Raw genomic sequence first — 10576 nt, 5'->3', positions numbered from 1 at the left:
TCGAACCGCTTGATCTCCGGCTACCGCTCGGAGCCTTCAACGGCAGCCTGATCGTCGACCCCACACTTGAAGTCCTTCAAAGGACCATCATTTCTGCGTCCGCTGCGTGGATTGCGATTAATGCGCTGAAGGCATCGGGAATCGACATATGGCTGTTCACGACGGACCGTTGGCTGATCACGCGAAACGACGGACGTTATGTCCCGCGCGAACAGCGCACGATTCGGATGAACCCCGATATCGTTTCCGATCTCGGCGAATTCACGAATGATGCCTGCAAGATCGTCGGCGTCAGCGCCGATCCCGATAAACTCGCGCGTTGCGAAATCGACATGCGGACGACCCTCGCCGGCCAAGCCTCGGCTATCCGTTCGCAAAGTTACTATCTCGATGTCACTCCCGCCGGACAGGACAAGGGGACATTCGTGGAAATGATGGCGAAGCGCCTCGGCATTTCTCCGCGCAACGTCGCGACCATCGGAGACATGCGAAACGATCTGGCCATGTTTCGCAAAAGCGGCCTGTCTTTTGCCATGGGCAACGCCGATGACGACGTGAAGGCGCGGGCCACCTATGTCACCGACACCGATGAAAACGATGGCTTCGCAAAAGCGATCGATCGGATCATAGCGTTCCGATAATAGAACTCCGCTTCTGATTCCGTCGGAAGCAGGAAGGCTCTATGTTTTCGCTCGCTGCATCGCAGGTTTTCGCGCCGCGTTGAGGTTGTGGATGGTGTTGACGAGCGCAATGTGCGTCAGCGCCTGCGGAAAATTGCCGGTCAGGCGGCGGGCAATCGTATCATATTCTTCCGAAAGCAACCCGAGATCGTTCGCCACAGCGGCCACCCGCCTGAGCAACACCTCGGCGCGCTCGATATCGCCTCGCAGCACATAGGCATCGGCGAGCCAGAGCGTGCAGGCCAGAAAGGCCCCCTCGATCGGCGGCCGTTCATCCGACACTGCGCGCGGATCATGCCGAAGCACGAAGCCGTCCGGCATCAGGTGTTCCTCGACGGCGGCCAGCATTCCTGCCACACGTGGATCCGACGGGGGCAGGAAGCCGACCGACGGAATCAGGAGCGTGCTGGCGTCGAGCAGTTTCGAGCCGTAGGATTCGACGAATGTGTTTTGCTCGCGATCAAAACCCTTCTCGCAAACGTCGCGGTGAATGGCATCGCGCACGTCGCGCCAGCGCTCGACCGGCGCATCGAAGCCATAATGTTCCACGCTCTTGATGCCGCGATCGAAAGCCACCCAGACCAGCACTTTCGACGAGACGTAGTGCCGGCCGGGACCTCGTCGTTCCCAGATGCCGGAGTCCGGCTCATTCCATATCTTGGCAAGATGTTCGAGCAGTTCGCATTCCAGCGCCCAGGTTGGCTCGCTCAGCTTGAGGTTCGCCTCTCTCGATTGATGAAACACGTCCATCAATTCGCCGTAGACGTCGAGCTGCAACTGCGCATGCGCGGCATTGCCGATCCTGACCGGGCGCGCCCCCTCATAACCGGGCAGCCAGTCGGCCTCCCATTCCGTCAGCCGACGCTGCCCGAGAATGCCATACATGATCTGCATGTCGGCAGGCGAGCCCGCGACAGAACGCAGCAGCCAGTCGTGCCACTCCGAAGCCTCATCGTAATAGCCGCTGTTCATCAGTGCGAGCAGGGTGAAGGTTGCGTCCCGCAGCCAGCAGAAGCGGTAGTCCCAGTTGCGCGCCCCGCCGAGCTTTTCCGGAAGCGAGGTGGTCGGCGCGGCGACGATACCGCCGGATGGCGCGTAGATCATCGCCTTCAGCGCGACCAGCGAACGCATCGCGATATCACGATAGGGCCCGTCATATTCGAACTTTCCGCACCACTCCTTCCAGAAGGCTTCTGTCTGCTTCAGCGCTTCCGCCACATCGACCGGCGGAGGAACCTCGAAATGAGATGCGCCGTAGGCCATGACGAACGGAACCGTTTGTCCGGCGCTCACCTCGAAGTCGGCGACGGTCGTCATATCCTGGCCACGAGTCTCGACGGGCGTGCGCAACACCAGCATGTCCGGCCCGCAAACCGCGAGCAGCGCCCTGTCCTCGGTGCGGCGGACCCAAGGAACGTTTTTCCCGAAGCCGAACCGGATCACCAGATCCATGCGCATTTTCACGCGGCCGCGGTCGCACCGAACAAGCCGGACGATGTCAGAGGCCGTACCGCGAGGCGGCATGAAGTCGATCAGGGTCACGGCGCCGCCGGCGGTTTCGAACCGGGTCTCCAGGATGAGGCCGTCTCCGCGATAACCGCGGCTCGAACACCCGATCTCTCCCGCAGGCGCGATTCGCCAGTAACCATTGTGCTTATCGCCCAGAAGAGCCGCAAAACAGGCGTCCGAGTCGAAACTCGGCCAGCAGAGCCAATCGAGCGATCCCGTGCGATCAACGAGTGCGACTGTCTCGCCGTCACCGATGATTCCATAGTCTTCGATGTTGCTGGGCAATTGGCGAACTCGGCAGGCGGGCTGGAAGAAAGAACTATAGCGTTTTCGAGCGAAGTCGCTACCGGTTCGCGTGAGGAAAACGCATCAACCAAAAACAAATAGTCACGCTTCTGCCATCAGAAGCGAAGGCTCCGGCAATATTCGTCACCTTATTTCGACGATTCTTGTTTGCTGACACAATTCGGTGTGAGCGGAACATGTGTGCGGGCAAATACTATCGGTGCCCTATCCAACTTCGCGCGAACGACATGGTGCCGCCGGTCAGCGCCTGTAGCGGTTGGCGCGAGAATATGCCGGGCGACTCTCCTGCACCAGCCGGCTGATCGGGCTCTTGCGATTGTCGCTGACCGTCCGGCCGCCCGGCTGGAGTCCTTCGAGAAAGACAGGTTCGGAAAAATAAAAGCCCTGCGCGTATTTGATCCGCGTTGCGGCTTGCAGATAAGCGAGTTCCTCGAAGGTCTCGACGCCTTCCGCGATCACCGTCATTCCGAGAGCGTCGCTGAGAGATTCGATCGCCTTCAGGATGCCCTGGCTGCGCGGGCGCTTGTGGATATCGACGATGAACGAGCGGTCGATCTTGATTTCATCGGCCGTGATATCGGCGAGAGCCGACAGTGACGAACATCCGATTCCGAAGTCGTCGATCGAGATTCCGACACCGAGCCTCCGCAGGATCGGCAGGATCTCCGCCTGAAAACGGGTTTTCGCCACGAATGCGTCTTCCGTGACTTCAACGATGAAACGCGTCGGACAGCCGGTCCTCTCGAGCGCCCGCGCAAAGGACGTCATGAACGCCACATTGCCCGCCTGCTTGGCGGCAACGTTGATGCTGATGCCGACGCCGGTCCCGAAAGTATCATCGATGAGATCGATGGACCGGATGATCTCGGCCAGCACGAGATGCGTCAGTTCGTCGATCAGGCCGAGTTCGACCGCAAGATCGATGAAGGTTCCGGGAGCCTGGATGATGCCGTCGTCATTGCGCAGCCGAACCAGCGCCTCGATACCCTTGATCTGCCTGGTTTTGATGTCGACCTTCGGCTGGAACGCGCAACAGAAGCGTCTATCCAGAATCGCAAGCCGCAGCGACTGTTCGATTTCCATTCGAGCCAGCGCTTCATGCTGCATTCCGGTATCGAAAATGGCGGCCGCGCCCTTGGTTTCATTCTTGATGCGGTACATCGCGGTGTCGGCGTTCTGGCGCAGCACCTCGTAACTGTCGCCGTGATCCGGATAGATGCTCACCCCGATGGACGCGGATGCGAAGAGCTCCGATCCGTCGATAAAGAACGGCGCCTTGAGCCGCTGCAACAGGAACTCGACGTATTCGGCGACCTCGGCATCGCTCTGGACCGGATTGAGCAGGAGCAGAAACTCGTCGCCGCTGATCCGGGACAACATATCGGTGGCGCGAAGACCGAGGCCCAGGCGCCTGGCAACCTCGACAAGAAGCCCATCGCCGGATGCATGGCCGTAATAATCGTTGATGTGCTTGAAGTTATCGATGTCCAGAAATGCCACTGCAAATCTGACCGGATATCCTCCCTCACGAATAAGACTGTTGGCGTGCTGCTCGATAACCCGCCGCGTCGGCAAACCCGTCAGCTCATCATAGTATGCACAGCGAAACAGTTCCTCCTCGATGGCCTTTTGCTGACTGATATCGACGGAACTCGAAAGCACGAGCTTTCTGTTCGAAATCAGGATGGGTTCATGCGTGGTGAGATAGGCCTTTGTCGCCTGATCCGTCCGGATGAGTTCTTCGGATACCTTGGTCTTGGCCGATTGAAGCACTCTGCGAGCGATATGCCTGCGGTCGTTCAATTCTCTTGAGCGGAACGGGATACCTGCCGCCGTCTCGACGATCTCACACGCGGGCATATTGAACTGCGCCGCGGCGGCGTCGTTCACGAGAACGAAATCGCCCTGCTCGTCCTGAACCGTTACACCTGCCGGAAGCGACCTGACGATTTCGCTCAGAAAATTCAGTCTGGAGGGTATGCTGTCGTCGAAACGGAAACCTTTTCGATCGATCTGCAAACTGTCCTGCGGATTCCCTTCTCTCGCGACAACAGAAATTTCGCTTCGCTCAGGTGAACCGGACATGAACTTCCCAACCTTCACCACGTTCTGAAAGGGGAAATTACCGGACTTTCAGGCTCTCGCGGTCCGCAAATGGCCGGGCGCAATCACGTAACCGGACTGCCCTACCTTCCGCAAAAGAAGGATAGCTCCAGCACCTTTTAGGTTGGTTAAATCGAATGCACAAACACGGCGGCACTTTCCACACTCGGCGAAGCACTTCCGGTTCGAAGCCGGATTATTATTACCGAGACATGAACGCGATGCCGGATACATCTACCATCCGCGATCTCTCCGCCAAGTAGGCGAGGTTACGCGTTGCCCGTAGGCGGGCGATGCGCCGGGGCCGCACAGCCATGCGCCAGCCCAAGCGTCGCCATCAGATCATCTCCAAATAGCCTCGATCTCCGATCGAGTTCGCGGCCCTGGTCGTCTCAACCTTCGATTTTGACGTGGAGCGCCGACGACGCTCCACGCCAAGCTGGCGTCAGCGCACCAGAATCTTGTCACCATGTCCCATCGAGGGATCAGCCTTGTTGCTGAACATAATGACCGCGATCGCGCCGGTAAGTGCAGCGCGCATGGAATGATTCACCAAGGCATTGGCGCCTTCCGTCGGCGAAATGATGTCGAACGTTGCAGCGTCACCCGGCGCCAGGGTGTAATTCTGCATTCCCACCATCACGTTCTTCGGGTTGCCGGAAGGATAGACCCTGTCCCAGATGCCCGCGATCGGATGAAATCCGGAAAACTCATTGGGACCGGCATTGACCAGATAGATCCGTACGCGCTCGCCGGGTTTCGCCTCGAGAGTCTGCGTCGCGTGCTCGTCATGCACGGGGTCGTACTGGAACGGAACGGCGTTGAAGGCATCGTGCTTCCACTTGTTCGCCATCATGCTGTCGACGTCTTCAGGATTCTCGAAGATCTGATGCTCGATCAGAACATATTCGCGATCTGCCTTCGGCATTGCATTGGGGTCCTTCGGATCGACGATGACCGCCCCGATCATGCCGCGCGCAATATGCTGGATCATCGGATCGGAGCCACAATGATAGAAGAATACGCCGGCATGATCCGGAACGTACGAGAAGGTCTTGGTCTCACCGGGTTTGATCGAGGCAAAATTCGTCAGAACATCGGTACGCGCGGAATGCATATCGATGGAATGCGACTTCTTGTTAGCGGGGTCATTCTTCAAGGTGAACTCGATGGTGTCGCCTTCGGTCGCCCGGATCACCGGACCGGGAACCTGACCGTTATAGGTCCAGGCGGCTACCGTGTGGCCCTCGTTATCAAGCGGCACGGTGACTTCCTTGGCCGTCAGTTCGACCTTGACGGTCTTGGCCTGGGCCGCGGTGATCGCCGCGCCGGCCAGAACCAGCGCGGTCGCAATGCTGCCCGTTATGGCGCTCTTCTTCAAACCTGCAGTCGTCATTGAAATCGATCTCCCCTTCACAATCGTTCTCCGCTTCATGGTTTGATATGACTTCCTTGTTGGATTCATTTCCCGCATTTGCAGACCTGTCTGAGATACTTGACCAGACCCTTGATCTGGTCTTCCGACAGGACGCGCCCCCAGGTCGGCATCAACACCGACTTGTTGACGGCGAGCCCTCCTTCCTTGATGGCTTTGAACAGCTCGTCATCGGGGGTGTCGCCCATACCCTTGGCCTCGGTGTGATCCCGCGGCTTCACGGAAAGGGCGGGCACGTTGATACCCGTGCCATTGCGCTGGAGACCGTGACACTGCACGCAATAGACCCCGTAGATCTGCTCGATCGATTGATCGGCATGGCTCGTCGATGAGGCGAGCAGCAGGCCCAGGCCGGCGATAGCCGCTAACATTTGCGTCTTCATCACTTGCCTCCTTGACCCAGTTGCACCAGGAACGCGGTCAATCGCTGGACGTCCAGATCCTTCAAATTCGACGTCGGCATCCAAATATGCGGATCGAAACGCTGCGGGTCGCTGGTATAGGCGGCGATGAAATCGGGCTGGAGCCGCGCTCCCGCATCGGTCAATCGCGGTCCGGAAAGACCACCTTCGCCGTTTTCACCTTGATGACAGGCGACACAGCCGCGAAACTTGATGAACGCGAGCCCACCCATGCGCGAACCCTTCATGTCGCCCTTGAAGGCGCCTGCCGGAACGAGATCGGCGGGGGCTTTCAAAGCCATCAACGCCTCCGCGGTCGCTTCCGCATCCGCCTTCTTCAGCTTGGGGTGCGCCGCGATTTTGGACTGATCGATCTCATCGTGCTTGGCGCCCTTCTTGATGTTCTTGAAATACGGATAACCCGCGGGGCGTATGGGTTTGGGATCCTGCAACCAGGAAACCAGCCATTCCTTGTTGAACTTGCTGCCGGCAAACCAGAGGTCGGGACCCTTGCGGGTCAGCAGCCTCTCCAGCGAGGTGTCGGTCGGCTTGGCCAGCGCGTGACAACCTCCACAGCTCGGATCCAGTTTGTCCGCAGCGATTGCGCTGCTCAGGAAGACCGCGGTCAAGCCCGCGACGGCCAGAAAAAGCCCTTTCATATCTACTCTCCTTTCAATGGCACTAGGGCGCGGGATCGCCTTTGAAGGCAGGGTTGTCGTACATGCCGAACGGCTTTTTCATCGACTCCTCGTAATAAAAATCAGGTACGAACTCTTTGTTTTTCCATTTGTAGAAAGCCTGGTCCTTCACCGGGATTTCCTCGTATTCGATGGTCGTCATCATGCCGCCCATCGGCTTGCTGCCGTTCACCGTGTGCTTGTCGATGTGATCGTGCACCATCCAGATGCCGGGGTTGTCGGCGCGCAGGATCAGGTCGTAGCGTTCGCCCGGTCCGAACAGGATCGTGTCGGCGAGATAAGGATTGGCGAGCGGCCGACCGTCCTTGGCGTAGACCTCGAAATCGTGGCCGTGGATATGGAGGGAATGCAGTTCGTCACCGGCGCCGATTAGGCGGATGCGGATGACGTCGCCCTGTTTGACCCGCACCGGCTGTGTATCGGGAAAGGACTTGCCGTTGATGGTGAAGAAGTCGGACACATCACCGGGAACGCCGCCATAGCCGGGTTTCTTTGCCCAGGCGGACGCCCAGCTGGAAAACATCATGATGTAGTCTTTTGTGACTTCCTTTTCGGCCGGCGGCGGATCCTTCGGATCGACGATCAACGGACCCCACATGCCGCGCATCGCGACATGCTCGTTGACGTTGACATGACAGTGGTACCACATGGTGCCGGACGGCTCGGCCTTGAAGCGATAGGTGAAGGTCTCGCCGGGCGGAATTGCCGGTTGCGTCGTGTCAGGGACACCGTCGTTCTTCCAGCTGCCGCGCTGAAACATGCCGTGCCAATGAATCGTGTGCGGCAACGTCGTCTGGTTGTCGACATCGATCTCGACATCATCGCCCTCCTGCACATGAATCAGCGGACCTGGAGTCTGGCCGTTGAAGGAGAAGGTGTGGAAGGTCTGTTTATCGACCAGCTTGATGATCGTATCGTCGATAGTCATCGAAAAATGGCGGGTCTCCGCCGAGGCTATCGGCGGACTGACGACGCATAAGACCGCACTTGCGACAAAGGTGAATTTGACGAGACGTGCGCGCAGCAGACAGGGTTGCAGGATCATGATCATAACATGCATTTCAGATTGATGTTTTTTGATAGGCTGCTATCAGGAGCAGTTCGGAGCGGATGTCATTTTATCCGTCAGGTATCCAGTTGTGCTGTCGCCGATGATGTTGAACAGTTCTGGTGATCATGACGCACAAACCCAGCCCACAAATCTGATGACTACGTGCCACCTTCCGATTCATAAAGCAATATATAAAATACATCTTTTTTGCCGAAACCGCTTATATATGGAGCAGCACTACATTCCCGAGGCACAGAGAGCTTGCAGCGTCAGTTGATTGATGCCGACCTCCTCCGCAGCAGTCGGCATCACCATCCACAGCCTGTCATTCCAGGTCTGGTCGCTTCCTACCGTCCGCATCAAACCCACCCACTTGACCAACGCCGGTTTTGCCTTGCCGTTCTGCAGCAACCAAAGCCCCATGTAGAATCGCGCAATCAGGTCATTGGGATCATTCCGGAGCACGAGCTCGAATTCCGCCTTGGCGCGATCCGATATCAGACCTTTGTCCGCCAGCGCGAGCGCCTCCCCCAACGCAACATGAAACACGCTGTTGTCCGGATCATTCTCAATCGCCCGCTCGAGCATCGGAACGCTGAACCGGGCAAGACCAACCTGCAGCAATGCGCCACCGGCAATCGCCCAGGATTGGCTTGCATCTTTCGCAGCTATCATTTTCGGCAAGTCGGACAGGCCTTCGAGCGGCACCGGCGGCGCAGTGGCCGCGCTATTCAGCGATACCGTCACGTGGTGGGTCGTCAGCGGCGGCAAATGCGTGAACCAGACCGCGGCCGCCACACCGATCGCAACTCCGGCGACCGAGGAAGCGATGTACAGCTTTGACCAGCTCCTGGAACGGTGCTTTTGATTTGTAAGTGCTTCCGTCATGCCCCACGCCGCGAATAGATCGAACTCCGCGCGGATAACATGCACTTCAAATGTATGTTTGTACAGCCCATAAAATCGGTGAGCGGCAATAAGCAGCAGGGGGCGTGATACGACGGCCACAGCACCGACTGAAATCAGTTGCCGAATCAAGCCATGATACTGCTGCTGTTTGTCGCGTCGCGGGGCAGAACCTGATCGCAGGCCGCGTCACGCCGCCGGCGGAATCCCGAAGTCTTTCGGATTGAGGATAAGATCGGCGAGCGTATAGCGATCGAGCGTCGACGTGAATGCAGCGAGCGCCTCCCTCAGGGGCGAACGCAGCCGACAACGTGCCGAGATCGGACAGCGGTTGTTTGCTGAAAAGCATTCCACCAGCGCGAAATCCGGCTCTGTCGCGCACAGGACATCCCCGAGCTTGATCCGGTTCGGCTGCTTTGCAAGCGTAAGCCCGCCCGACCTGCCACGCACCGCCCTGAGATAACCTGCGCGCGTGAGCTGATTTGCGACCTTCATGAGATGGGTCCGCGAGATGCCATAGACGCCCGCGGTCTCTTCGATGGTGATCAACCGGTCACTATGGGTGGCCGCATACATCAGCAAGCGAAGCGTGTAGTCAAAAAAGCTGGTCAATCGCATCGGGGGTTCCGCCGGCGGCAAGACGCGTAGCCAAATCTGGATATACCGGGAAAAGATGAACTTGTCCGGTGGCTTTAGCAAGTGTGTCCGCCTCCGGGGCAAGGTCACCTGTTTGTGTAAATACCGATCAGACCGCGGGACGCGCCCCGACATTGCGGCGACCCTGCAATGCATACCAGCCCTACGTCGACAAGGCCTGTACCCCGTGACAGGACTTCTGGCCTTCGGATCCGGTCTTCTGCACAGCCGCCCCAGTCCCGATGAAGGCGTGCGCGCGCTCCGAAAACTCGATTTCGATGTCCATTGCGATTCGTTTCTCACTCCGATGGCCGCCGAAGCCGACGTGGTGCTGCCGGTATCGTCGGCATGGGAGCGCGAGGGCATCGCGGACGGATTTCGCGTCAGCCACGCGGCGGATGCGCTCTTGCAGTTGCACAAGGCTGTGGTGTCGCCGCCGCCGCGCGGCGAATCCCGCTCGGGCAGCTGAATCGCTTTTGAGTTGGCCAAGCGGCTGGGTTTCGAGGCGCAATTCTTCGGCGGCGACATCGACGCAGGTACCGCACATATGCTGGAACCGTCGCGCCTGACGCTCGAAATGTCGTGCGCCAGCTACTGCCCGTCATGAACGGTTTCTACATGCCAGAAAAGTGATCCGCGTTTGTTGGAACTCGCGGAACGAAGCTCAAGCCATGAAGTTAGGGCCGAAAACGCGCGGGCCCGAGTGAGGAGCAAGTCTGCCGATGTCCTCGGCAAACTCCTCGTGACGGAACTTGTCACATCAAAAAGTGTGCTGCCTTAAAACCAGTTCTGGCCCGGGCGCAAGTTTGGCGCCGCCGGGTGGAATCTTAAAGGGAAAGGCGACAGAGGCG

General features: G+C 58.5%; 11 protein-coding genes. 3 read left to right on the top strand and 8 right to left on the bottom strand.

Annotated elements, in window-relative coordinates; all coding sequences use genetic code 11:
- Positions 1-641 (top strand): HAD family hydrolase (locus tag BGN91_RS05365; RefSeq protein ID WP_292611194.1); only part of this gene is annotated, 641 nt, incomplete at its 5' end.
- Between the two features lie 39 nt (positions 642-680).
- On the opposite strand, the gene BGN91_RS05360 is transcribed toward BGN91_RS05365, so the two are convergent.
- The 8 genes from BGN91_RS05360 to BGN91_RS05325 all read right to left on the bottom strand — a co-directional run bounded on the left by BGN91_RS05360 (position 681) and on the right by BGN91_RS05325 (position 9707).
- Positions 681-2474 carry a glycoside hydrolase family 15 protein gene (locus BGN91_RS05360; RefSeq protein ID WP_292611192.1) on the bottom strand — a complete coding sequence of 598 codons (1794 nt, stop codon included), beginning with the start codon at positions 2472-2474 and terminating at the stop codon, positions 681-683.
- Positions 2475-2735: 261 nt separating this feature from the next.
- Positions 2736-4580: an EAL domain-containing protein gene (locus BGN91_RS05355; protein WP_292611191.1), complete on the bottom strand. Its 1845-nt coding sequence runs from the start codon at positions 4578-4580 to the stop codon at positions 2736-2738.
- A 463-nt stretch (positions 4581-5043) separates the two neighbouring features.
- Entirely contained in the window at positions 5044-5994 is a 951-nt protein-coding gene (locus BGN91_RS05350) for a multicopper oxidase domain-containing protein (protein WP_292611189.1), read from the bottom strand.
- 65 nt (positions 5995-6059) lie between these two features.
- Positions 6060-6416, bottom strand: coding sequence for a cytochrome c (locus BGN91_RS05345; RefSeq protein WP_292611187.1), 357 nt, complete (start codon positions 6414-6416; stop codon positions 6060-6062).
- Complete coding sequence (locus BGN91_RS05340) at positions 6416-7093, bottom strand: c-type cytochrome (protein ID WP_292611185.1); 678 nt, start codon at positions 7091-7093, stop codon at positions 6416-6418. The genes BGN91_RS05345 and BGN91_RS05340 overlap by 1 nt, the downstream gene beginning before the upstream one ends.
- A gap of 22 nt (positions 7094-7115) precedes the next feature.
- A complete protein-coding gene (locus BGN91_RS05335; protein ID WP_292611183.1) occupies positions 7116-8192 on the bottom strand; it encodes a multicopper oxidase domain-containing protein in 1077 nt (358 codons plus the stop codon).
- Positions 8193-8420: 228 nt separating this feature from the next.
- Entirely contained in the window at positions 8421-9221 is an 801-nt protein-coding gene (locus tag BGN91_RS05330) for a cytochrome C biogenesis protein (RefSeq protein WP_366408289.1), read from the bottom strand.
- A 57-nt stretch (positions 9222-9278) separates the two neighbouring features.
- A complete protein-coding gene (locus BGN91_RS05325) occupies positions 9279-9707 on the bottom strand; it encodes an Rrf2 family transcriptional regulator (RefSeq protein ID WP_292611181.1) in 429 nt (142 codons plus the stop codon).
- 205 nt (positions 9708-9912) lie between these two features.
- Here BGN91_RS05325 and BGN91_RS05320 point away from each other — a divergent pair, with 205 nt between their 5' ends.
- Positions 9913-10194: a hypothetical protein gene (locus BGN91_RS05320; protein WP_292611179.1), complete on the top strand. Its 282-nt coding sequence runs from the start codon at positions 9913-9915 to the stop codon at positions 10192-10194.
- A 12-nt stretch (positions 10195-10206) separates the two neighbouring features.
- Positions 10207-10332 carry a hypothetical protein gene (locus tag BGN91_RS05315; protein ID WP_292611177.1) on the top strand — a complete coding sequence of 42 codons (126 nt, stop codon included), beginning with the start codon at positions 10207-10209 and terminating at the stop codon, positions 10330-10332.
- Positions 10333-10576 lie beyond the last annotated feature (244 nt).

The organism is Nitrobacter sp. 62-13, assembly GCF_001896955.1.
Taxonomy (GTDB): Bacteria; Pseudomonadota; Alphaproteobacteria; order Rhizobiales; family Xanthobacteraceae; genus Nitrobacter.
This window is presented reverse-complemented; position numbering and strand designations above follow the sequence as displayed.